Origin of the sequence: Kordiimonas pumila (assembly GCF_015240255.1) — a bacterium.
Taxonomy (GTDB): Bacteria; Pseudomonadota; Alphaproteobacteria; order Sphingomonadales; family Kordiimonadaceae; genus Kordiimonas; species Kordiimonas pumila.
In genome coordinates, this window is the sequence record NZ_CP061205.1 from 2,809,393 (window position 1) to 2,833,576 (window position 24,184).

The 24,184-nt window shown below is 44.1% G+C and carries 23 protein-coding genes, 1 tRNA gene and 1 pseudogene; 11 read left to right on the forward strand and 14 right to left on the reverse strand.

Annotated features, from left to right (window positions below; genetic code table 11):
* Window positions 1-45: 45 nt before the first annotated feature.
* Entirely contained in the window at window positions 46-1,428 is a 1,383-nt protein-coding gene (locus tag ICL80_RS12380; protein WP_194212734.1) for a PleD family two-component system response regulator, read from the reverse strand.
* Window positions 1,429-1,434: 6 nt separating this feature from the next.
* Window positions 1,435-1,800, reverse strand: coding sequence for a response regulator (locus ICL80_RS12385; RefSeq protein ID WP_194212736.1), 366 nt, complete (start codon window positions 1,798-1,800; stop codon window positions 1,435-1,437).
* A 222-nt stretch (window positions 1,801-2,022) separates the two neighbouring features.
* On the opposite strand from ICL80_RS12385, the gene ICL80_RS12390 reads away from it, so the two are divergent.
* The 7 genes from ICL80_RS12390 to ICL80_RS12420 all read left to right on the forward strand — a co-directional run bounded on the left by ICL80_RS12390 (window position 2,023) and on the right by ICL80_RS12420 (window position 7,543).
* Window positions 2,023-2,307: a DUF3572 domain-containing protein gene (locus ICL80_RS12390; RefSeq protein ID WP_194212738.1), complete on the forward strand. Its 285-nt coding sequence runs from the start codon at window positions 2,023-2,025 to the stop codon at window positions 2,305-2,307.
* On the forward strand, window positions 2,307-2,939 hold the full coding sequence (locus tag ICL80_RS12395; protein WP_194212740.1) for a hypothetical protein: 633 nt from the start codon (window positions 2,307-2,309) through the stop codon (window positions 2,937-2,939). Before ICL80_RS12390 ends, ICL80_RS12395 begins: the two co-directional genes overlap by 1 nt.
* A complete protein-coding gene (locus ICL80_RS12400; RefSeq protein WP_194212742.1) occupies window positions 2,939-4,264 on the forward strand; it encodes a DNA polymerase IV in 1,326 nt (441 codons plus the stop codon). The genes ICL80_RS12395 and ICL80_RS12400 overlap by 1 nt, the downstream gene beginning before the upstream one ends.
* A gap of 85 nt (window positions 4,265-4,349) precedes the next feature.
* On the forward strand, window positions 4,350-5,054 hold the full coding sequence (locus ICL80_RS12405) for a GGDEF domain-containing protein (protein WP_194212744.1): 705 nt from the start codon (window positions 4,350-4,352) through the stop codon (window positions 5,052-5,054).
* Window positions 5,055-5,161: 107 nt separating this feature from the next.
* Window positions 5,162-5,623, forward strand: a complete 462-nt coding sequence (locus ICL80_RS12410; protein WP_194212746.1) for a RidA family protein — start codon at window positions 5,162-5,164, stop codon at window positions 5,621-5,623.
* 13 nt (window positions 5,624-5,636) lie between these two features.
* The gene (locus ICL80_RS12415) at window positions 5,637-6,377 is read left to right on the forward strand and encodes a glycerophosphodiester phosphodiesterase family protein (RefSeq protein ID WP_194212747.1); all 741 of its coding nucleotides are present in this window, start codon (window positions 5,637-5,639) and stop codon (window positions 6,375-6,377) included.
* Between the two features lie 65 nt (window positions 6,378-6,442).
* Window positions 6,443-7,543: a GNAT family N-acetyltransferase gene (locus ICL80_RS12420; RefSeq protein ID WP_228073487.1), complete on the forward strand. Its 1,101-nt coding sequence runs from the start codon at window positions 6,443-6,445 to the stop codon at window positions 7,541-7,543.
* Window positions 7,544-7,617: 74 nt separating this feature from the next.
* On the opposite strand, the gene clpA is transcribed toward ICL80_RS12420, so the two are convergent.
* From clpA to ICL80_RS12450, 6 genes are all read right to left on the reverse strand, one after another.
* Window positions 7,618-9,972, reverse strand: coding sequence for an ATP-dependent Clp protease ATP-binding subunit ClpA (clpA, locus tag ICL80_RS12425; RefSeq protein ID WP_194212749.1), 2,355 nt, complete (start codon window positions 9,970-9,972; stop codon window positions 7,618-7,620).
* Window positions 9,973-10,025: 53 nt separating this feature from the next.
* Complete coding sequence (gene clpS / locus ICL80_RS12430; protein WP_194212751.1) at window positions 10,026-10,361, reverse strand: ATP-dependent Clp protease adapter ClpS; 336 nt, start codon at window positions 10,359-10,361, stop codon at window positions 10,026-10,028.
* A gap of 84 nt (window positions 10,362-10,445) precedes the next feature.
* A complete protein-coding gene (gene pgmG, locus ICL80_RS12435) occupies window positions 10,446-11,825 on the reverse strand; it encodes a phosphoglucomutase/phosphomannomutase PgmG (RefSeq protein ID WP_194212753.1) in 1,380 nt (459 codons plus the stop codon).
* Between the two features lie 74 nt (window positions 11,826-11,899).
* Window positions 11,900-12,649: a substrate-binding periplasmic protein gene (locus ICL80_RS12440; RefSeq protein WP_194212754.1), complete on the reverse strand. Its 750-nt coding sequence runs from the start codon at window positions 12,647-12,649 to the stop codon at window positions 11,900-11,902.
* A gap of 19 nt (window positions 12,650-12,668) precedes the next feature.
* A complete protein-coding gene (locus tag ICL80_RS18135; RefSeq protein WP_228073494.1) occupies window positions 12,669-13,121 on the reverse strand; it encodes a DnaJ domain-containing protein in 453 nt (150 codons plus the stop codon).
* A 2-nt stretch (window positions 13,122-13,123) separates the two neighbouring features.
* On the reverse strand, window positions 13,124-14,008 hold the full coding sequence (locus ICL80_RS12450) for a division plane positioning ATPase MipZ (protein ID WP_228073496.1): 885 nt from the start codon (window positions 14,006-14,008) through the stop codon (window positions 13,124-13,126).
* A 178-nt stretch (window positions 14,009-14,186) separates the two neighbouring features.
* On the opposite strand from ICL80_RS12450, the gene ICL80_RS12455 reads away from it, so the two are divergent.
* Window positions 14,187-15,119 (forward strand): glucosaminidase domain-containing protein, encoded by a 933-nt coding sequence (locus ICL80_RS12455; RefSeq protein ID WP_194212755.1) that lies wholly within the window; start codon window positions 14,187-14,189, stop codon window positions 15,117-15,119.
* A 9-nt stretch (window positions 15,120-15,128) separates the two neighbouring features.
* Window positions 15,129-15,983, forward strand: coding sequence for a pantoate--beta-alanine ligase (gene panC / locus ICL80_RS12460; protein ID WP_194212756.1), 855 nt, complete (start codon window positions 15,129-15,131; stop codon window positions 15,981-15,983).
* Window positions 15,984-15,985: 2 nt separating this feature from the next.
* Here panC and ICL80_RS12465 read toward each other — a convergent pair whose 3' ends face one another.
* The 5 genes from ICL80_RS12465 to ICL80_RS12485 all read right to left on the reverse strand — a co-directional run bounded on the left by ICL80_RS12465 (window position 15,986) and on the right by ICL80_RS12485 (window position 20,424).
* Window positions 15,986-17,575 (reverse strand): M20/M25/M40 family metallo-hydrolase, encoded by a 1,590-nt coding sequence (locus tag ICL80_RS12465; RefSeq protein WP_194212757.1) that lies wholly within the window; start codon window positions 17,573-17,575, stop codon window positions 15,986-15,988.
* A 22-nt stretch (window positions 17,576-17,597) separates the two neighbouring features.
* The gene (locus ICL80_RS12470; RefSeq protein ID WP_194212758.1) at window positions 17,598-18,398 is read right to left on the reverse strand and encodes a response regulator; all 801 of its coding nucleotides are present in this window, start codon (window positions 18,396-18,398) and stop codon (window positions 17,598-17,600) included.
* Between the two features lie 9 nt (window positions 18,399-18,407).
* The gene (gene mgtE, locus ICL80_RS12475; RefSeq protein WP_228073498.1) at window positions 18,408-19,847 is read right to left on the reverse strand and encodes a magnesium transporter; all 1,440 of its coding nucleotides are present in this window, start codon (window positions 19,845-19,847) and stop codon (window positions 18,408-18,410) included.
* Window positions 19,848-20,010: 163 nt separating this feature from the next.
* Window positions 20,011-20,097: transfer RNA gene (locus ICL80_RS12480), tRNA-Leu, on the reverse strand.
* Window positions 20,098-20,181: 84 nt separating this feature from the next.
* Complete coding sequence (locus tag ICL80_RS12485; protein ID WP_194212759.1) at window positions 20,182-20,424, reverse strand: FliM/FliN family flagellar motor switch protein; 243 nt, start codon at window positions 20,422-20,424, stop codon at window positions 20,182-20,184.
* Between the two features lie 172 nt (window positions 20,425-20,596).
* On the opposite strand from ICL80_RS12485, the pseudogene lipB reads away from it, so the two are divergent.
* Window positions 20,597-21,232 (forward strand): annotated as a pseudogene (gene lipB, locus ICL80_RS12490) (lipoyl(octanoyl) transferase LipB); the annotation flags it as partial.
* Window positions 21,233-21,648: 416 nt separating this feature from the next.
* On the forward strand, window positions 21,649-23,235 hold the full coding sequence (locus tag ICL80_RS12495) for a glycosyltransferase family protein (RefSeq protein WP_194212761.1): 1,587 nt from the start codon (window positions 21,649-21,651) through the stop codon (window positions 23,233-23,235).
* Window positions 23,236-23,479: 244 nt separating this feature from the next.
* Here ICL80_RS12495 and ICL80_RS12500 read toward each other — a convergent pair whose 3' ends face one another.
* Window positions 23,480-24,181 (reverse strand): ATP12 family chaperone protein, encoded by a 702-nt coding sequence (locus ICL80_RS12500; RefSeq protein ID WP_194212763.1) that lies wholly within the window; start codon window positions 24,179-24,181, stop codon window positions 23,480-23,482.
* Between the last annotated feature and the right edge of the window lie 3 nt (window positions 24,182-24,184).

Below are 24,184 nucleotides of genomic sequence, written 5' to 3' on the forward strand. Positions count from 1 at the left end.
AACAATTCGTATGAAAAAAGAGCATTTATGTATGGCTTGAGAATACTACTTTGACGTACCCGCAATAATAACCTGATTACGGCCATTTTCTTTTGCGGCATACAAAGCTTTATCAGCTTCTTCGAGAAGCTCTGCAGGTGTTTGGCTTTCCTGGCTAGTAGCAACGCCAATTGAAACCGTAATACTAATAGGCCCAGAGGCCAAGCCCACTTCAAAGGGGTTATCGCACACTTCTTGGCGCAAACGATCACCAATCATATAAGCCCAGTCAGTTGGAGTTTCAGGCATCATAACAACAAATTCTTCCCCACCATAGCGGGCAGCAAGGTCAACGCCGCGAATATTTTTACCGATACGATAAGCAAACTCTTTAAGCACCTCATCGCCCACAGCATGCCCATAAGTGTCATTGACCTTTTTGAAATGGTCAATATCCATCATCAAAATGGACAATTGTTTGGCATTTTGGTGCGCCACCTTCATACGAGTATCTAAATGGCTTGTCAGGTAATGGCGATTATAAAGCCCTGTTACAGCATCGGTTGTTGCCAGCTGCATTGATAAGTGAAAATTATCCCACAAGCGATCAGCATAGCGTTTTCGTTTTAGCTGCGTTTTAACACGTGCTAGGAATTCCATACGGTCAACCGGGCGTACAACATAGTCATTAACGCCCATTTCTAGAGCCCTAACAAGCAGCTTGGTATTGCCGTCATCAACCATCACCAAGATAGGTACATTACGCGTTTCCTCAAAAGTTCTAAGCTTTGAGCAAACCCTTAAACCATCAGTATTTCTCATCGTTAGTGATACGATAATGAGGTCAAAATTTTTACCTCTGGCACGCTCAGCAACATCTTCGCCCCCCGGCATAAATGTAAGATCACCCACATCGCTCAGGGCTTTGGCAATTCGTTCCATAACACGTTCTTGCTCATCAACAATCAGTATGGTCCCTTTAGCAAGGTCTTCTGGTGTATCCTGAACTTCCTCGATATCATCTTGCCATCCCAGGCTTGCGCCGGTCGCTTCGCGGTTTCTCAGCTCATCCATCATAACCTTAAGCCGCACAAGAGATTTCACCCGCGCAAAAAGCGCCAAATCCTGTACTGGCTTTGTAAGAAAATCATCAGCGCCGGCTTCCAAGCCCGCAACCCTGTCCGAAGGCTGGTCAAGTGCTGTAACCATAACAATTGGAATATGCATTGTTGCAGGGTCTTTTTTAATCCTGCGACATACTTCGAAGCCGTCCATGCCCGGCATCATCACATCTAACAAAATTATGTCAGGATGTTCCCGGCTAATAATATCAAGAGCTTCTGGGCCACTGTAGGCGGTGAGCACATCGAAATATTCGCTAGTTAACTTTGCCTCCAGCAATTTCACATTAGGCGGGACATCATCTACCACCAAAACTCGAGCGGTCATAAGATGCTACCCCATAAACTTTTTAACAGTTTCCAAAAAATGCCCGACCGAAATAGGCTTTGCAATATAGGCTTCGCAGCCCCCCTCTCGTATCTTTTCTTCATCACCTTTCATTGCAAAAGCAGTAACTGCAATAACAGGGATTTTGCGCAGATCTTCATCTTCTTTGAGCCACTTGGTCACTTCAAGACCTGAGACTTCTGGAAGTTGAATGTCCATTAGAATAAGATCAGGCTCGTGTTCACGGGCAAGATCAAGGGCAGCCATACCGTCGCGTGTCTGAATGGTCTCATAATCATGAGCTTCCAACAGATCGCAAAACAACTTCATATTTAATTCATTGTCTTCAACAATCAGGATTTTTTTGCTCATAAATAATGAACCCTTCTGAACCCGCACATCAAACTTGCCCCCATCATAATAGGCTTTTCTTTATCAAAAACACAAGTGTGTCTGAGCAGCCATTGCTTTTTTCTATTTTTTTGCCGTTGATATCGTTAACCCACATAATGAGTGCTTATATACTATCTCTCAACCTTAGAACATATTAGTTATCTAAAGACTAATATATAAATATGACACTGGATACATATAGTGCAGCAACAAGATACAACAACAGCTCATACAATCGCTCTTGAAGCTATTTCATATATTTTTTCTGAGGGCTATCTTAGAGATCGCTTCTTCGCTTTAACTGGTCTATCACCTGAAGGTATGAGAGCTTCCCTAGAAGATCCCCATTTTTTGTCGAGTACATTAGGCTTCTTAATAGATCATGAACCTGACTTGCTAGCGTTTGCAGCTTTCATAGAGAAAAAACCAGAATCGATTGTCATAGCATGGCGCACTCTTGGTGGCGGACAGGGGCAGGAATGGTAATGTCATCTGCATTACAAATACCTATTCTTTTCACATCAGGAAAACCTGTTTTACTGGTTGATGCTGACGAGGTTTTATTTCAATTTTTGAAGCGCCTTGAAGCTTATTTCCATACACAGGGCTATGAACTTCGGCTATCAAGTTTTAGGCTGTCAGGTAATGTTTTTAGAACTGATAGTGGCCTAGTTGCTTCCTCCGACGATGTACGATTATTGATAGGCAATTTTTTTAATGCCTGCGTTGATGACATAGAGCCCGTTGCTGGAGCGGCTGATGCATTACAGCATCTTTCCCATAAGTATCAAATAGCAATACTATCCAATGTCCCCGAACGGTGCAGCGCACGACGCCAAAAAAGCCTCTATAATCTCGGCATGGATTACCCACTCATTGCCAACAAAGGCGACAAAGGCACTGCCGTTAAACTACTTGCCAGACAAACAAACCATATAACAGTTTTTATCGACGACCTACCACCACAGCATAAGTCCGTTAAAGAACACACACCCGATACTCACCGTATACATTTCATAGCCGACCCAAGGCTTCAAAAGCTTACACCCAAAGCGGACGCTGCCCATCAGAGAATTGACGATTGGCCGCAGCTTTGTGATTATTTAATGGCACTATAATGGAAAAGGAAAGCGCAGAAAGCCCTGATCCTGAAACTACCTCTCTATGCAGAAGCTGTTTTCATATTTTTTACAACCAGCCCCATTGCCCTCAATGTGGTAAAAACAGAATAGTTACTCACCCTGAACTGCTAACCCTAACCATTGCGCACATGGACTGCGATGCGTTTTATGCTGCCGTTGAAAAGCGAGATAACCCAGAACTTGCATCAAAGCCTGTCATAATTGGAGGTGAAACCAGAGGTGTAGTATCAACCGCATGTTACATAGCCCGTATGTACGGTGTTAAATCAGCAATGCCCATGTATAAGGCAAAAAAGCTATGCCCTGATGCTGTAATAATAAGGCCAGATATGAAGCGCTATAGAGAAGCAGGCCTTGCTGTCAGGGCAAAAATGTTGGCTCTAACACCACAAATTGAACCAATCTCCATCGATGAAGCCTTTCTCGACCTGTCCGGCACAGAAAAACTGCATAAAGCAGTTCCAGCTGCCATGTTGGCAAAACTGGCTCATGAAATTGAAAAAGAAATTGGCATAACAATTTCAGTTGGACTTGCAGCCAATAAATTTCTGGCAAAGCTAGCATCTGATATGAATAAACCCCGTGGATTCACTGTGATCGGTAATTTTGATGCAGTTTCCTTACTTGCAACCCTTCCGGTAACAGCTATTTACGGTATCGGTCAGAAAACAGCCAAAACACTTGCTCGTGATGGTCTAAGTAGAATTAGCCAATTACAGGAAATAGATGAAGCTACATTAATACGGCGATACGGCGAAACAGGCCAGCGGCTGTACAAATTATCTCGCGGCATTGACACAAGAAAAGTAACAGCTGAAAGAGATACGAAAAGCATATCGTCAGAACGTACCCTTGAAAAAGACCTTGCCTCCTACGATGAACTGGAAATGAAATTATGGCGGTGCTGCGAGCAGGTAGCCGCAGACCTTAAACATAAAAACCTTGCAGGCATCACTATTCACCTCAAATTAAAAACCAGCATGCACCGCGTTATTTCACGGTCTAGAACACTACAAGAACCAACACAACTGACGATGACACTGTTTGAAACAGGCAAAAGCTTATTAGTACCTCTTGTCGATGGCACCCCTTACAGGCTCATTGGCATTGGGGTGAGCCAGTTTCGAGACCTCTGGCTTGCGGACCAACCTGACTTGTTGGAAACAGGCCGCACAAAAAAAGCCAATGCAGAGCGCACGATCGATACCCTTAAGGCCAAGTTTGGCGTTACTGCCATTACTACAGGCAGAAGCTTCAGCCCGGAAAAAAGTGCCTCTAAACAAACTCCAAAGAAGAAATAAAAAAGATAAATATATCAATAACTTACATGATATTAATTTGGCACACTCCTTGCTTTTAAATATATATCTGTAATAGGAGTGTGTCATGACTGAACAAATCTCAGGCAAACTGAAGAATGATACCAACATTAACCCATATGTCAGTAAGCTGGCAGACAGGTTAATGAGGACTGCTGCCAATGCTGAAATGAAATTTGACAGCACAGGCTGGCAACTCATTACCGAAGTTCTAAGCTACGCGGCAGCAGCCGAGCAGCGTATGAGCGAGCAAGAGTCGCGTATTGGGTATCTGGAACAGCTTTCTGTTACCGATGAACTAACAGGCATTGCTAATCGCCGAGGCTTACAAAATGCCCTATCCAGTATTCTTGCGTCAGCCGCACGGCACCGCGAAACCGGTGTGCTGGGTTTTTTAGACCTGGATGGGTTTAAAAACACGAATGACACATATGGACACCTCGCAGGCGATAGCGTTTTGCGTCATGTTGCAAAATGCTTGAAAAAGTTTACACGACCAGACGATGTGATTGCTCGTATCTCTGGTGATGAGTTTGCCATTGTTTTAAAAAGATGTACTCCAGAGCAAGGGAGGTCTCGCCTCCGCGCTTTACAACGTAAAATTAATAATAGTCACATACGCTATGATAATGTGACTATTCCGGTCCAATGCTCTATCGGTCAACAGCACTTTGATGGCACTGCAAGCGTCCACAGCTTGATTGAAAGCGCTGACCTTGATATGTATTCCGACAAGCAAGCACGTAAAACTACCCTTGCAGAATCTGCATAAACTTAAAGCTTCCATATTCTTAGTGAAATGGGGCGTATGCCCCTTTTCTTTTAGTATCAATTACGATAGGTGTTCATACAGTTAATTTATCCTGTTGGAGTATATATATGACTGTAGAAGCAACACTATTAGACTTGGGTATCACTCTCCCTGAGCCAACAGCGCCTGTCGCAAACTATGTGGCTTTCGTTCGCACGGGAAATATCGTTAGTATCTCTGGCCAAATACCCATGAAAGATGGTGCGCTTGCTTATACGGGTAAAGTCGGTGATACTGTCTCAATCGAAGATGCATCAAGTGCTGCACGCATCTGTGCTGTTAATATTATTGCACAATTGAAAGTTGCCTGTCAGGGTGATCTGAACCGTGTAGTTCGCATTGTAAAATTAGGCGGCTTTGTTAACTGTATCGATGGTTTTAGCCAACAACCACAAGTTATCAATGCAGCCAGTGATCTTATGGTTGCTGTTTTTGGTGAAAAGGGTAAGCATAGCCGCTCAGCTGTTGGAACCAATGCCTTACCTCTTAATGTGCCAGTAGAAATTGATGCTCTAGTTGAAATAAAATAGGAAGCAAACCTTTATGCCTAGCGCTCGTAGTTTTCCTTGGCTAACTGAATATAAAATTGCACATCGTGGTCTCTTTGAAGCAGGAACCGCGATTGAGGAAAACACGAGAGCTGCTGTGGCTGCTGCAGTAGCGGCTGGTTATGGTGTCGAAATAGATGTTCAAGGGTCTGCCGATAATATTATCATGGTTTATCATGATACAGAGCTAGGTAGGCTAGTGGAAGGCAGCGGCCCTCTTTCCAATATTGGCTTTCAGCAGTTACGGCTACTTGAAATTGCCAACACAGGCGAAACCATGCCAACCTTGCCAGACATCCTTGAAGAAATTAACGGACAAGTACCTGTTTTTATTGAAGTAAAGTCAACAAAGCAAAGTGACGTACAAAAACTCTGTGCGGGTGTAAGGCATTGTCTTGAAGGTTATGGCGGCCCCGCTGCTATCATGAGCTTTGACCCAAGGGTTGTTTCGTGGTTCAAGTCATACATGCCCAAGTATGCCCGCGGACTAATCATGGGACGCGAGATATTACTTAACTGGAAAACAAGGCTAGCCCTTCCCTTTATAATACGAAAATCATCGCCCGATTTTGTCGCCTGCGATATTAATTTACTGCCCAATAGCTTTTGTCAGCGCTGGCGTAAAAAGGGGAAACCCGTTCTGACGTGGACAATCAGAAATCAGCTTCTAGAAGACGTTGGCAAAAAATATGCGGACGCCCTTATTTTTGAAAAACCTGCGGTTCTAAAAACCTAAAAGGAACCCTAAAAATCCCAGACTATAACTCTTTCAAGCTTGATGTTATTGGCGCGATATCTAATGTGTCTGCAACTGAATGGGACAGTTGCAACAATGACAATCCTTTTTTATCCCATGCATTTCTTTCTGCACTTGAAAGCACTGGGTGTGCATCGACTGAAACTGGCTGGCAGCCCTTTCATATTTGCCTGAGGAATGAACAAGGTGAAATGGTTGGCTTTATGCCGCTCTATGCCAAACGCCATTCTTACGGTGAATATGTGTTTGATCATGGGTGGGCAGATGCCTTTGAACGAGCCGGTGGCGCATATTACCCAAAATTACAATCTTCAATTCCATTTTCTCCTGTGGTGTCATCCAAGCTTTTGGTTGCAAAAGGGCAGAATGAACCAGATGTACAAAAAGGCCTTTTGCAAGCACTCAAACAGCTGACGGACAATATGAATATTTCCTCAGCCCATCTAACATTTTTACCAGAAATAGAAGCCCAAATAGCTGCACAGCAAGGCTATCTGCTTAGACAAGACCAACAATTTCATTGGCACAACAGAGATTACAAATCATTTGATGATTTTTTAGAGTCGCTTTCTTCCAGAAAAAGAAAACAGGTGAGAAAAGAGCGCCAAACAGCTTACTCAAATGGCATTACCATAAAGCGCCTTAAAGGCACTGAGATTTCTGAAGAACATATAGAAGCTTTTTATAAATTCTATTTGGACACCGGCAATAGAAAATGGGGACAACCTTATTTGAATAAAGCCTTTTTCTATGAGATCACTGCAACAATGCCAGACAACATACTCCTTATCATGTGCATGCGGGAAGAATCCTATATTGCAGGGGCATTGAACATAATAGGCGCTGACACGCTTTATGGTCGTTATTGGGGCTGCATAGAAAATCATCCATGTCTGCACTTTGAAACCTGCTATTATCAGGCAATAGAGTTTGCAATTGAAAATAACCTAAAAACAATTGAAGCAGGTGCACAAGGTGAGCACAAACTCGCTAGGGGTTATGAGCCTGTGCACACGATAAGCGCCCATTGGATCAGCAACCAAAGCTTTAGAACTGCTGTTGAAAATTACCTTGAACATGAAACAAGAAGTGTTGAGGCGGAAATCAACTACCTCTCTGCACACACCCCGTTTAAAAAGCAATAGCCTTTGAACTTACCAAACAAAAGAATGGCACCTAACTTTGCAGGTGCCATAAAAACTTTAAAACTAAAATCCCTCTATTTCACAGTGACTTTAGTTTTTCGAGGTTTTCTTTTTTTACTTGCATCCTTTACAGGTTGATTTTGTGAAGATGCTGCAACATGAGGAATGATCTCAAAAGAAAGCTGGTCATCCTTCAACTTCACAAAGACCTCACCACCTTTTGCAAGTTTTCCAAACAATAACTCTTCAGCAAGAGGCTGTTTTATTTTTTCCTGAATAACACGCGCTAAGGGGCGAGCACCATAATGTTTGTCATATCCTTTGTCTGCAAGCCACGCTTTTGCTTCCTCAGACAAACTAATTTCAACCTGTCTATCGGCCAACTGCAATTCTAGCTGAAGTACAAATTTCTCAACAACCCGCGCCACAACTTCAGGAGGTAAAAACCCAAATGGAACAATAGCATCTAATCTGTTTCTAAATTCTGGGCTAAAGAGCTGCTTGATGGCATCATCGCTTGCGTCTTCATCCGTTTCGCGGCCAAACCCGATTGCGGTTTTACTTAAATCACGGGCACCAGCATTTGTTGTCATAATCAAAATGACATTGCGAAAATCAATTTTCTTGCCGTTATGATCTGTCAAGGCACCGTTATCCATCACCTGCAACAAAATATTAAACAGGTCGGGGTGTGCTTTTTCAATCTCATCGAGAAGCAATACACAGTGTGGGTGCTGATCAACCGCATCTGTCAGCAAACCACCTTGGTCAAAACCAACATAGCCAGGAGGCGCACCAATAAGCCGTGATATTGAATGCCGCTCCATATACTCTGACATATCAAAGCGGTGAAGCTCAACACCAAGCAAATGAGATAGTTGACGTGCCGCTTCTGTTTTACCGACCCCCGTTGGGCCACTAAACAAATACGAGCCGATAGGTTTATTTGGTTCTCGTAGCCCAGCACGTGATAACTTAATAGCTGATGACAAGGCTGCAATAGCTGTATTCTGACCAAATACCACTCTTTTCAGGTCATCTTCCAAGGTTTTCATAACCCGACTTTCGTCGCGCGTTACAGATTTTGGAGGGATGCGTGCAATGGTAGCAACAACAGCCTCAATATCCTTTACACTGATAGTTTTCTTGCGGCGAGACGGCGGCAACAACATTTGCGCTGCGCCTGTTTCATCGATAACGTCAATAGCTTTGTCTGGCAGTTTCCTATCTGAGATATACCTATCGGATAACTCTACCGCAGACTTAATGGCATCAGCAGTATAGCGAACATTATGATATTCCTCAAAGTACGGCTTCAAACCTTTCAGGATTTTAATCGCATCATCTACGCTTGGCTCGTTAACGTCGATTTTCTGAAACCGGCGCAGAAGAGCTCGGTCTTTTTCAAAATGCCCCCTAAATTCTTTATAAGTGGTAGACCCCATACAGCGTATACTACCATTCGCAAGAGCAGGCTTTAGAAGGTTTGATGCATCCATAGCCCCGCCTGAGGTGGCCCCTGCCCCAATAACGGTGTGAATTTCATCAATAAACAAAACAGCACCGTCTGTGCGTTCCAGCTCTTTCACAACCGCCTTTAAGCGCTCTTCAAAGTCACCTCTGTAGCGTGTACCTGCAAGTAACGCCCCCATATCAAGCGCAAAAATAATCGCATTATCAAGAACAGCTGGCACATCATGCTCTACAATTCTACGGGCCAAACCCTCTGCAATTGCCGTTTTGCCCACCCCAGGGTCACCCACAAGTAGAGGGTTATTCTTTGATCTGCGGCATAGAATTTGAACTGTCCGCTCAAGCTCTGAAGCACGCCCTATTAACGGGTCAATTTTGCCTGCACGTGCTTTATCATTCAAATTAACGCAGTAAGCATCAAGCGCCGCGGTTTCCCGTTTTGCGCCTTCTGGCTTAATTGGTTCTTCCGCCTCATCATCTGCACCTTTTACAACGCGGTCCTCTTGGTGCTCAGGCACTTTTGCAATGCCGTGCGATATATAGCTCACAGCATCAAGCCGTGTCATATCCTGGCTTTGTAAAAAGAATACAGCATGGCTTTCTCGCTCAGAAAACAGAGCAACTAAAAGGTTTGCCCCTGTCATTTCTTCACGGCCAGATGATTGGACATGCAATAAAGCGCGCTGAACAACACGCTGAAACCCTGCCGTGGGCGTTGCATCCAAGCCTTCAGTTTCAATTTTCAGGTTTTCCATACTATCATCAAGATAGTCTTCAAGCTGTGTCCGCAGCACCACTAGATCAACATCACATGCCTTTAAAACCGCAATAGCATCAGGATCCTCAAGTAAGGATAGCAAAAGGTGCTCTAACGTCGCATACTCATGGCTGCGCTCGTTGGCTTCCTTTAAGGCACGATGGAGAGTTTTCTCTAGGTGTGGTGAAAAGCTTGGCACGCTTGGTTCCTTTCTCCGGGTTACATCCAAAACACTGGAAGCCCAGCCTATTATTACTCTTTCTCAAGAGTACACTGCAGTGGGTGCTCATGTTGCTTGGCAAAAGACAGTACCTGATTAACTTTAGTCTCTGCCACTTCGAAAGTGAATATGCCACATATACCAACACCGCGTTGATGTACCTGTAACATTACCTCTGTCGCTTCCTCGAGTGTCATTCTAAAAAATCGTTGCAAAACATGCACCACAAATTCCATAGGTGTATAATCATCATTCAAAAGAATAACTTTATACATCGATGGTTTTTTGGTCTTCGTTTCAGGTTTTGTCAGCAGGCCTGTGCCTGTTCCATTACCCTGATCATCACCAATTTTGTGTTTATCAGACATTAAATTTTTCACTCCACCCCTATAATGTAGCGTATATACCGTGGACTAAAAGAGTAAAGATGCCGTGAAAAAGAAAAAAATATGTTAAAAACTATCTGGTGCATCAACACCAACAGCAGCCAAAGCCTGCACCAACTCTTTTTTTAATCTAGCAAGGCCCTCATCTGTTGAAGCTTCGCACCGCGCAACAAGCACTGCTTGTGTGTTTGATGCCCGCAGCAACCACCAACCATCATCCGTAAGAACCCTAACCCCGTCAACAGTCGACATATTAGCGCCTGCTGCTTCAAGTTGAGACCTCACTTCTTTCACAACTTCAAATTTCCGAGTTTCCTCACAGTCAAATCTAAGTTCTGGCGTATTAATAGCTTTTGGTAAGTCATCCATTAATGCGTCAAGATTGCCGCCTTGGCTTGAAATCGCATTCAAAAACCTTATGCCCGCATACAGTGCATCATCATGCCCGTAAAACTTGTGTTTATAAAATATATGCCCGGACATCTCGCCTGCGAGCGGCGCTGAAAGCTCAACCATTTTATCTTTAATCAGTGAGTGACCAGTTTTCCACATAACAGGCTTACCGCCCAGCTCCGCAATACGATCAAATAGCACCTGACTGGCTTTCACATCTGCAATGATAGGTGCACCGGGTACCTCTTTTAATAAGTCACCACTCATGATAGCAAGCATCTGGTCACCCCAAACAACATTTCCCCGGCTATCTACGGCACCAATACGGTCGCCATCACCATCAAAAGAAAGGCCTACATCACAGCCTTCTGAAAGCACAACATCTTTTAATTGCTGCAAATTAGCTTCAACGGTTGGATCCGCGTGATGGTTCGGGAAAGTGCCGTCTACTTCAGCATTAATAACAATATGTTCGCCTGGAAGGCGCTTAACCATAGCCGCGACAGCAGGGCCAGAAGATCCATTTGCAGGGTCCCATGCAACCTTAAAGCCCTTCATGTTTACGTCTCTGATTAACCGATCAATATATTCGTCAAAAACATCCACATTTTCAACAGCACCTCGGCCTGTTTCATAATCACTGGCTTTGGTAAGTGCTCCAAGTTTCTGGATGGCTTCACCGAAGCAAGGCTTTTTGCCCACCATCATCTTAAAGCCGTTATAGTTCGGAGGGTTGTGCGAGCCTGTAACCATGACCCCGCCATCTGTATCAAGAGCAAAAACTGAATAATACAACATGGGTGTACCACCAAGACCTATGCATTTTACATCAATGCCTGTGCTTATAATACCATCCATCAATGCGCTTGATAGATCAGGAGAGGAAAGCCTTCCATCGTATCCCACACACACTTTACTACCACCATTGCGTGCTATTGTTGTGCCATAAGCCTGCCCTAAAGCATAAGCGTCTTTAACTGAAAGTGTTTCATCAACAATGCCTCGAACGTCGTATTCACGAAGGACAGATGGGTGAAAAGTATGCGAGTTCATAAATACCTCAAAATATAGTAATTTTAGACCATCTATATAAAATCAAAAATGCGAAAAACCGCAAAATTCAAAGTTTATTCAATTATATATTTCTGCAAAATCTGATCATATATTGGTTTTTTCTTCAGCTTTTCTAGCCCTCTATTAAAAATATCTGTTATTACAGGCCGCAAAAAGCACATAGTCCTTGGATAAAGATCAAACTTTTCTACGACCGTGAAAGGCCGTTCTTCAGCACTGTGCCCATCTTCCACATCATGTATATAGTTTAAAGATATATAGTTTCCGATGTAGGCATCAATGCGGCCATGCTCAAACATTTTTACAACAAGTTGGGCCCTGTGCACTGTAACATAGGAAGGTGTAATATTATGCACTTGGTTTATTACATCAGGATAAACAAACACAGCATTAGGAAAAGACCCTACACGCATACCAGCAAGATCATCAAGACTCGCTACATCAGCCGCTACTGCATTCCGAACAATAACACCGTCATGCCAGTATACAAAAGGGTCACTCACATCACACAAGCCCTTTTCTGTAATAAAGCTAGCAACACCATCTACAATTCTATCATGAAGAATAGCAGACATACGAGCAAGCGGTACATGAATAAAATTAACTGCTATATTCTCTTCAGCAAAAACTGCCCTTATGATATCGGGCTCTAAGCCTGTTGAGTTTTCTTCAATTATATATGGAGGGATTTCAAGCAAAACGGCAATATTTAACTTTTTATCTGCACTGTCATCCGCAGAAACTATGAGGCTTAATAACGTAAGAGACAAGCCTGACAAAAATTTAGGTAATAATTTGCCCATTTCACCTCTATTAAACCCTCTATTCTTTCAACAATACTTTTCGTGCTTCTGAAAGTTTTGCCGCCATCCAGTCACTACCACCTTTATCAGGATGATATTTGCTCATTAGACGCCGATAAGCACTGTTAACTTCTGCATTTGTCACACCCTCATCAAGGCCTAGAATATCCAGAGCCTCCCTACGCGACATATCAGTTCCTTTGGCACCGTTACCATCTTTATTGCTTCGATTACCGCGCATGTTATTCAATACTTTGGAAATACCAATTACTCTTCCCAAAGCGTAAATACCCGGTATCAGTGCTGTAACAGTGTGCCCCCTCATGACAAGTAACATTGCCAGTAAAAGGCAAACAATAATCACAGCGAATAACAAGCCTCGTTTTGCTGATTTAACTTCAGCATTTGACCACCAGCCAAGTAGTAAAAACAACAATCCGGCGAGTATAATTCCAGCAACAAGCCAAGCCACGATTAAGATGCCTTCCTATGTCGAAATGGTAAATTCAAGGCATCCACCAATTTTCGCACCTCATGTCTTGCTGCAACATGAGACATTGAAAGGCCTTGGCCATCTATACCCCCGGCCTCTTTAAGGTCCATCAGCGTTAAACCGTTCAGGAACAGCTCCCTATAAATCACACGCTCTCCAAGGCCCGGAATATACCGCACCCCGATACGTTTGGCCAGTTCGCCAAGCACTGTTTCTACCCGCTCCTTGTTCTTAGCATGAAGCGCCCCGACACGGTTCCTTAGGATAACCCAGTCAATTTTACCACCATCCGCAACTGCCCGGCGTTGCCGAGCTTTCCAAACCATTTCAGAGTATAAGCTAGGCCCTAAAACAGCATGGGTTTCAGGATTAACCCTTGCTAGCAAATCAAGGTCTACAAAACTGTCGTTAACCGGTGTAACCAGTGTATCTGCTGCGGTATGTGCAAGCCTCGACAAATATGTGTCACTTCCCGGGCAATCAATAACAACAACATCAACCTTGTCTGAAAGTTCAAAATATGCTGCTTCAAATCTGGCTTTTTCATCAGCTTCCGCAGCGTCAGCAGACCGAAGTGCAGACTTAGGCACAACTTTTTCAATTGGCATCGGGAGCGTTAAATCTTGTGCCTCTGCACTATAAGCCCGCCTGTTTTCAATATATCTCGTAAGGCTTTTTTGCCTAGCATCAAGGTCAATCGTGCCAACGCGGTGCCCTTCCCGAAGCAACGCAACAACAATATGCATAGCTGTTGTTGACTTACCGGAACCACCTTTCTCATTGCCCAACACAATAAGGTAAGGCCGACGCGATCCTTCACTGGATGTGCCTTTCTCTGGCATGGTGGTATTGTTCGTATCAGGCACTCTAAACTTCTCCCTCACAGAGATATAAATGATGCATAACAGCTGTTAAAATCATGCTATTGTCATATCTAGTTACTATCACTATATACTGCGCAATATATAGAACTATCTATCAGGCTTTTAAACAAACTTAACGAACCTGATATATAAGGGAAATGATAAAGAGGGAATGCCCAACGTGCGTGATCATGTTAGAATGTCCATGATCTATCTTTTACTGGCTGCTTTGCTTGCAGTTGTTCCAGTAGGTATTGCACGCCATATGCTCTCTATCTCCCGAACAGATGCATTCATCCCTGACCGACCCAATTATTTAGCCCACCAATACCCGCCCAAAGGTGAGGCAGAGCTAACATCCCGTCTCGCAAAACTATTAAACAACAGTATGAAGGCCGTTGGGGCAGTACCTCGTATTTTCATGGCAAAACTACCTGAAGACCTGCCTGAGATTGATGTTATAGTAGAAAAAAAGCGTCTGTTTGTTTCCTCCCTTCTGCCACTGGTTTTAAGGGCAAATGAGCTTATAGTTGCAGATAGAGGCCGGCTACTTACAATCCGTCATAAAATCGAGCAACATGAAAAGCTTACAAAACCCGAAGCTCAATGGCTGCGCAAAACTGCCCGCGAATACAGGGAAAAATTACCTTTAAAAGTTGAGGCGTCACACATTGATAGCTTGCTCCTAAAGATTGATGTCATACCCCCTTCCCTTGCCATTGCTCAGGCGGCAATAGAAAGCGCATGGGGCACAAGTAAATTTGCCCAAAAAGGCAATGCTCTGTTTGGCGAATGGGTATGGGGGCACAGCGCAAAAGGCATTATTCCAGAAAGACGTTTGGAAGGAAAAACCCACAAGGTAAAAAGCTTTGATTATCTGCTCGACAGTGTCAGAAGTTATATGCGAAACCTTAACCGCCATCAAACATATCATGGCCTGCGGACACTTAGAGCTGAAATGCGCTATAATGGTGAGGTACTAACAGGTGCACTTCTCGCCCCAGCCCTTGTTACCTATTCAGAAAGAGGCGTGGAATATGTAGATGATGTCGTATCAATAATAAGGTATAACGACCTTGATGTTCTCGATAATGCCTCTCTTAGTAACAGCTAAGTATCATCTATGACCAAATCACTTCCTATTATACGCACAGTTCACGATCTACAAAATCTTGTCAAAAAGTGGCGGCAACAAGGCTTTAGGGTTGGTATGGTCCCAACGATGGGTGCACTTCATCATGGCCACTTATCATTAGTTTCTGCTATCGCTGCAAAAGCCGATAAAGTTGTTGTATCCATTTTTGTAAACCCAACCCAATTTGGCCCTGAGGAAGATCTTGATAAATACCCAAGGCAAGAACAGGCTGACCAAGAAAAGCTCTCGCAGACTAAAGCGAGTGTAATATATGCCCCAACAGTTGAAGAGATGTATCCAGAAGGGAACGCAACTTCAGTTTCCGTTAGCGGGATCAGCGAAATTCTTGAAGGGGCAAAACGTCCCGGTCATTTTGACGGCGTCGCAACAATTGTGAGCAAATTATTGCTTCAATGTCAGCCTGATTATGCCATCTTTGGTGAAAAAGACTATCAGCAACTTGCGATTATACGCCGCTTGGTTCAGGACCTACATATCCCCGTTGAAGTTATGGCCGGTCAGCTTATACGGGAAAGCGATGGGCTGGCAGCCTCATCCCGCAATGCCTACCTTACTGCAAACGAGCGTCTTATTGCTGGCCAATTGAACTTAATTTTGAAGGACCTCATTCAAGCCGTTATGATACAGAAGGTCCCTCTTCGTAAGGCAGAAATAGTAGCCACAGACAGGTTGCTAAGTAGCGGCTTTAGCGCTGTAGACTATGTTAGCATTGTAGACGGCACAACTTTACTACCGCTTGAAAGCGTGAAAGCTGGCGCACGTGTACTCGCTGTCGCACGCTGCGGCGGTGTTCGACTGTTAGATAACATGCCTATCCTTTAACCTTACTCAGGTGTTGCTACAGGCAAAGGCTTTCTGGGCATTTTTTCTTCCTGCATGGCAGCATTATAAATAAAGCCAGCTAAAACAACAGCCGCCTGCTTCAAGTCACCTTCCGCAATATGGTCCAACGTATCTACCTGCGTATGATGTACGCGGGATTCGTAATCAAGCGGATCCTGAATAAATTGAAAGGCTGGCAATCCAATGTGGTCAAAAACCTCGTGGTCCGTACCGCCTGTTATATTCATGGTGACCGTTGCAGCTCCAATATCATGAAAAGGTACTAACCAGTCCTTGAAAATAGCGCCCGCAGCAAGGTTTCCCTCGCTGTAAATCCCTCGTATTTTCCCAGAACCATTATCAAGATTAAAATAAACCGAAAACTGGTCATAATCAGGCTTCGTTATCATCGGGAACTGGTTATAATAAAGCTCATATGGCCCCATAAAGCGCAGGTCTTCATTGGTGTTTTTAGGGCGCTCTGTAAGGTGGTTTGTCGCATACTGCTGCGATCCAAAATAGCCTTGTTCTTCCCCGCCCCACAAAGCCACCCTGATTGTATGATGCGGTGTTACGTTGATGGCTTTTAAAATGCGTACTGCCTCCATAACCACAGCAACGCCAGCCGCATTGTCAGCAGCACCGTCACCTCCAACCCAACTATCAAGATGAGCACCCACCATAACAATATTTGGATTAGGCAAAGCCCCTTCAATATCGGCTAGTGTTGAGTATGACTTTAAATCTTGCGTATAAAACTCAGCATCGACATCAATAGAGAGCTCTACATCCATATCACGCCTCAGAAGCCTTACCGCGCGCCGGTAATGTTCAGCCGCTAGCACAACCCCCGGAATTTTGGGCAGTTGGCCATCAATGTGTTTATATCCAGACGCTTCAATAAGCATAGCATCGCGAGTAGACTGCCGCACCATTGCGAGGGCGCCTTCTTCCGCCAAAAAGCTCTCTAATTCATGATGGAACGTAATATACTCAACCCACCAGTCAAAGTCTTCCTCTTGTTCACCGTTAGGAATGCGGTAGTTTTTAGATTTTATCAGATCTTTTTCTGTGCGCCGTATCATCACTTCATTTGAAGGTGCCTGATAGCCTTCAAGCTTATCAACAAAAACTATTTTTCCTGCAAGCTTGCCCTTATATTTGCGGAAGTCGCCATTCTCATCCATTGGAGCATAATATATAGCGCCGTGCAAAACGCCGTTCGTACCCGGATGCCAACTGATTGGCAGTGCTGAAAGCTGCACGTTTCTGGGTGCTGTCATAAAAACAGAAACATGATCGGCGGTCCAGCCCGGGCCAAAATCAAAACCTTCAAGTCGGCCATTAACCAACCCCCACTTTTCAAGGGTTTCTTTTGTCCAAATATTGGCCTGTTTCAGAGCAGGACTGCCAGTTAGTCGCGGCCCAATGACATCAGATAAATAGGAAACTGTTTCCATCACTTGAGAGTTTTTAAAACCCTCTTCTCGAATTTGAGTCATTACAGCAAGATCAACCTCATCACCTGCCTGCACCGACAAGCATGAAAAGGCAAAAGACAAAAGTAAAATAATACGTAGGCTTAATTTCACGGCATTCCCTATCCCAAGCTAGCTATGCAACAGTCTCGTACCACGTATAATCCATAGTTTTTTCAAGCGGTACTAAACCTGCCTCCCCAAACCGATCATCCGATGCCCAGTCATCAAAATTTGCATATAAGGACGCCATACCAGATGCCCAAGTTATATCTAGCGACTGTACAGCGCGAAAGAGTATCTCTGGAAACTTCACATATTCGGCAAAGTCAGCGCTTTCTTCAAGCGCAACCTTGGTAACACGTGCCATAAAACACACACGCTCTATCAGCCGGCACCCAAAAGTGTCAGGTAACGTAGAAAGCTCCGCCTGAACTCGACGCGATATTCTACTAACAATATCAGATTCCATCCTAAAATGATGCATTACACCGGGGAAGCTATCCCCTGAAACAGCATTTGCCGCAGCAATAGCTCTGCGGCGAATATCAACAGGCAGTGACTTAAACCCACTAACCATCCAAAAAGCAATGCGCTGCCTTAGCACTTCTATACTGGTACCTTTTATAATAAAATCATCACCGCCTGCCTTGAGCCCGCCGCGCACGATATCAATGTCATCATACCCTGTTAAATAAATCGCTGGCATATTTTTTAGGTCTTGCTCAACCAAGGAAGCAATAAAATCAAAACCACCTTCACCCGGCATTTGCACATCACTAATAACCAACGCGGGACTATATTTACGCGTTAATGCTATGCCTTCCTCTGCGCTCTCAGCGATCAGAACCTCAAAACCAAAGTGCCGTACGGCTGACGAATGCATTTGCAGCACGACAGGTTCATCATCAACAAGAAGGACCGTACCATTTCCCATTAGAAACCTTTAAAAAAGAAAGATCGCAGCAAGACCAAGAAAAGCAAAAAAACCAATCACATCCGTAATAGTCGTAACAAAGACACTAGAGGCAATGGCAGGATCAATATCTAATTTATGGAGCGTCATAGGAATTAAAAGCCCACTTAACCCTGCAAAGAACATATTTACAATAAGTGCTGCAGCAAACACGCTGCCAAGTAACACGCTTTTAAACCAAATCATAGCTACCAGTCCGGAAAGAAGAGCCAAGATGCCCCCGTTCAAAAGTGCAGCCATCAATTCACGGTTTAAAATCCTGACAGCATTTGACGCGTTCAATTCCTTAGTAGCAATAGCACGAACTGCAACTGTCATTGTCTGAGTACCAGCATTACCCCCCATAGACGCCACAATAGGCATCAATACAGCCAAAGCAACCATCTGCTCGATAGTTGCTTCAAAAAGACCAATAACTACTGAAGCTAAAATTGCCGTGCCAAGGTTAATAAACAGCCAAGTAAACCGGCCTTTTACAATTTCTATAAAGCTTTCATTCAAGCCAGACTCTTCACGAACACCCGCAAGGGCCAAGATGTCTGCTTCCGCACTTTCTTCAATTACATCAACAACATCATCAACGGTAATCACACCAACAAGGCGCTTGGCACTATCAACCACTGCCGTTGAGATAAGGTGATACTTGGTAAACTGGTATGCAACTTCTTCCTGTTCAGCACTCGCATCAACAATATGAGGGTCATCATTCATAATGCTAATAATGGTTTGAGCCCGCTTTGAACTCATAACGCGCGACAGCGGCACTGTACCGACAACTCTGTGGCCAGGATCAACCACAAAAATATCATAGAAATCTTCTGGAATATTACTATTCTCTGACCGCAAATAATCAATGGTTTGGCCAACAGTCCAGAATTCCGGCACAGAAACCAAGTCACGCTGCATCAAACGGCCAGCAGAATCTTCTGGATAGCTTAAGCTTTCCTCAATCGCCACACGGTCATCAGAAGCAAGTGCACGAAGAACTTCTTCTCTGTCCTCATCACCCAGTTCTTCAATTACATAAACAGCATCATCTGTATCAAGCTCGGTTACAGCATCAGCAATCAAGTCATTCGGCATATGCTCATAAAGATCATCCTGAGCTTCACCTTCAACCTCACTTAACACTTCAGGGTCAAAGCCCTTACTGCCAAGTTCGATCAGCTTACGCCGCTGCTGCGATGATAATGTCTCAAGAATATCAGCGACATCTGCCGCATGTAATTCTTCAAGCATTTCAAGAATTAAGGTTTCATCTTCATCTTTTAGGGCACGCTGCAGGGCTTGCACAAACTCACGGCTGAGATGTACGTCTGTTTGAGGCACTTCATAAGCCTCCTCCTGCCCTAGCTGCTCGTCATCGGGAACAATATCTGTATCATCAGGCATATTCTGGTCTTGGCCCATAGCAGTTCCCCTTATTTTATGATGATCCTGAATCATAAATTCAGTGCTGTAGCTTTATTGATAAAAGAAAGCGGCCTCAGTTAAAAGAGGGGCAAAGAAAAAAAGATGCATTATTTTGTGAAAAAGCGAAAACCCACCGGAATTACCCGATGGGTTTTCATAATGGTGCGGCCGAGAAGACTCGAACTTCCACGGGTGTTACCCCACAGCGACCTCAACGCTGCGCGTCTACCAATTCCGCCACGGCCGCGAGATCGGGCGCTTAACTATCAGGTAAGACATAGCCCTGCAAGGGAAAAATGCAAAACCTATAAACTTTCGTGCTGGCCTGAGTTTAGACTTGAAGCTGGCTCATCATACGGGTGATAGAAACACCAATCCGTTCACCAACGATCATTATTTCTCCGCGTGCAACAAGCTCGCCGTTCGCATAGACCCAGCACTCATCTTCGTGACGAGCGTCAAGATCGATTACGGCGCCACGACCCATCTTCAAAAGCTGGCGAATAGGCATATGGGTACGGCCCAGAACAACTGTTATTTCAACAGAGACCCGATTAACAGCCTGATAGTCCATATTCACCCCTTGCTGCAAATTGCATACAGCCTATATCGCACATAAGCAGTTATTATTTCATTAACCTAAAAGAGCACCCTACTTCAAGAAACTTGGTACAAGGAGCAGATTTTCTTGGCGGCATGCAGTCTATAAGGTATCTAAGCTATGGATAAAGAGAGTGGTATACAACATGGAATATGCAAAAAACTTAGAATGGCGAATCAGCGAAGGCTTTATTGAATACCCCGAGGCTCTAAAAATTATGGAAGAGCGTGTGCTCGCTATTAAAGCGGGCACTGCTCCAGAAATGGTCTGGTTGCTGGAACACCCACCACTTTATACCGCAGGCACAAGTGCAAACCCGGTGGACCTTGTCGACCCGGACCGGTTCCCGGTTTACGATGCAGGCCGCGGCGGCCAATATACTTATCACGGCCCAGGGCAGCGTGTTGTATACTTCATGCTAGACCTTACAAAACGGGGGCGCGATGTCCGCCAATTTGTTTACAGTCTAGAAGAAGTGATGATCCAGACACTTGCCAAAATGGGTGTAATAGCAGAACGCCGTGAAGGCCGGGTTGGTGTTTGGGTTGAGCGCGGCGCTGGCCGCGAGGATAAAATTGGTGCCATTGGTGTACGGATAAAACAGTGGGTTACCTTTCATGGTATCGCCCTGAATGTTGAACCTGACCTAAGCCATTTTAATGGTATAGTACCTTGCGGCATATCAGAGCATGGGGTTACAAGCCTGCGTGATCTCGGCCTTGCCTTTACGCTAGATGATGTTGATATTCTCATTAAAGAAACGTTTGACAAGATCTTTGGCCTTGAAACTAGAGCCATGACCCTAAAAGTACCAAAAAAAACAGTAAGCACGCCCGAAGTATCTATTGAAAAAACCCACCCTGTTTTTCAGGTCTCGTAACAGTTTCAAAAGCTTACCTCATGAAACTTTACATACTGAACCTTGGCCCTCTCCATTAACAAGAACAAGTATGTGAGTACGATTGATGTTTAATTTGATTTTTGCCTCTATAAGAAAGCAACAAATACTGCACAATAAACTGAACAAACGCCATTCTGGAGTGTCATTTTGTGGAAGCAAGCCAAACAAGTGTTTCCAAAAGGATGCTGATTTTTTCATACATAATTTTAACACCGGAATTAGTAATAAAAAAGCCTAGCCAGATGCCCTGCAATACGTTTTAGTGTAATGAAATAAAACATCTTTTAGGATTATCTATGACAGACCCGGTTTTACAGGCAATGCATTTTTTAGCAGACCCATCACGCCATGTAACCGAGAGCGACAAAGCATCCTTAATGAATATAGCCAATGTAATTTTAACATCAGACTTAACCCCGGATGCCCGAAACGGCGCAATCTCCACCCTTGAAAGAGGCATGGCAACCAAAGATAAGTATAAAGCTATTTTTATTGAAAGTATGCTGCTTTGTCTCACAAAAAGGCCCAAGCACTCAGCAAGAATAGCCCAGCATTTGCAAAGCTATAAACCAGATATTGAGGAAGCAAACTCAACCTATACCAATCTTGTCTGGCAGCGTTTCACAATGGATGAAACCAAGGATAAACGCCTATACCAACACTGTACACGTGCCGCTACGTTGCCTCTTTTCAGGCACCTCATCTCTTTATTTAAAGGTATGTATGATCGGGAAGTACCAGACCACCCAACAACCTTTAAACGAACAAACCGGGTTGTCGTTGTAACGCGGCAAATGCAAATGCCACCGCATGCGCCAAGTGTACGTACACTTGAGTTTGCGCATAACCTGATTGAAAAACATGGCAAAGAAGTAATGATTGTATGCAGCAGTGAGCTTTCAAAATCATATAACGGTGCCATTATGCCGTCTGCCCACGGCAATTATGATGAACGTTTTTTCAACCTAAAAACTATTACCTATGAAGGCATTCAAATTCCTTTCACCATCTGCGGGAATGGTGTTTTTAGTGAAGCCTCGCTCCGGGAAGGTATCCGCGCCATTCATGATTTTGGGCCAGACATGATCCTATCTATTGGCTCACCCAACCTTTTACCTGAAGTTTTTCATCAAAGATGTTTTTGCTTTTTTTATAATTCCGGGCGTGGATTACCCCTTACACAGCACCAACATTTTCATATGTGGGAAGACCCAACACCCGAACAGGCAAAACAGATTAAGCAGGAAAAACTCGCAGAAAACTTCCTGTTTGTATCTACTCCCGGATACCATGTACAAAAACAGTTCATGACCCTAAACCGTTCTGACTATAATCTACCAGAGGACAGTTTTGTTTTTGCTGTCATTGGCATGCGCCTTACCACTGAAGTCGACAGCAGCTTTATTGAAATGATGGCAACCATACAAAAATCAACAAATTGCTATTTTATTTTTGCTGGCCGTTTTGAAGGTTTTAACACCGCTTTTGCAAGCCACCCTGCCCTTGGAGAAAACTGTCGCTATCTTGATATGCAGCCTGACATTATGGCCGTTTATGCTTTGGCAAATGCCTACCTGAACCCAGAGCGCAAAGGCGGTGGTAGTAGCGCGGCCCAAGCCCTACAAGCAGGCATCCCTGTGCTCACGCTACCTTCCGGTGATGTTGGCTTTATGGCAACAAACTTTCCGAAGCTGCCCAATTATAATACTGTCGGCCATGTCGCTATAGAACTAGCTACTAATCCAGAAAAAATGGTGGAATATAAGGCGTATACAGCGGCAGAAGCCAAGCGCCTGAGTGTAAGAGATGCGTATTTGGAAAGAATACTTGAAGAATTTGAAAAATACGCAGCGCAAAAAGAACAAGAGCAATCTCTAAACTAGCTTTGTCACACTCGTCATTTCTTTTTTCGCCTATATACTGAGAAAGCCCAAAAAGATGCCACAGCAAAGGCAACAATTAAAAAGGGAACCTTACTATTAGACATCTCTGAAAATATGCTGGCCGCGACACCAAAGCCCGCAATTCCTCCCAGGATAAAAGCAAAAACAGCAACGGAGCGGATCTCGCTTCGCTTCGCCGTATGCGCTATCTGAAGCTCAACATCTTTCGGTAAAGGCCGTGCCATTAGGGCGCTGCTTTTAAGAGTGTAAGGAATGTACCACTTGCTTGTAGGTCATTATAGGTTCTGGTGCGCTTTTCCGTAGCTTCCCAGTCTTCGCCCCATTGCTCTTCCTGATACAGTTGATCAACAAGGCTTGTCTTCCATATTGTATCAAAGTCACGGAAACCATTCATAAAAGCTAGCCCTAACACCAATGAACCAAACCCATTAACAAAGCCGTGCAAAGCCGCCAACTCATATATAGTGTACGACTGAACATATTCTGACAACGCATTCAGGGTCTTCTTATCTTGCTGAATTGGCATAATGCCTTTTGTAGCAACCAAGCGAACACCTACATGGTCTTCCAGCCAATCCAGATATGGCTCCCATTGCTCTTGCTGGCGCACAGCAAGTTCATAAGGCTCTTCTGCTCTATAACAGAGCAAGTCTGTTGCACCGAATGCAGCAATCTCACTTGCAACACTATCAAACTGTGGGGCAATTCTATCAATTGCCGTACTCACTAACCGCATATGAGGCATTGTTTCTGGGTCAATACGGTCTTGCTGCTGCTGCCACTCTTCAGCCACCTTATGTGCAAGCGCTTTAGTCGGCATCAAAAGGGCATTTTTCGCTGGCGTTTTTAAAGTTTTATCATCCAACTTTACCTCATAGCCCTTTTCCGCCACTACAACTGAGGTGCTTTTATAAAATCGCTTCATCTA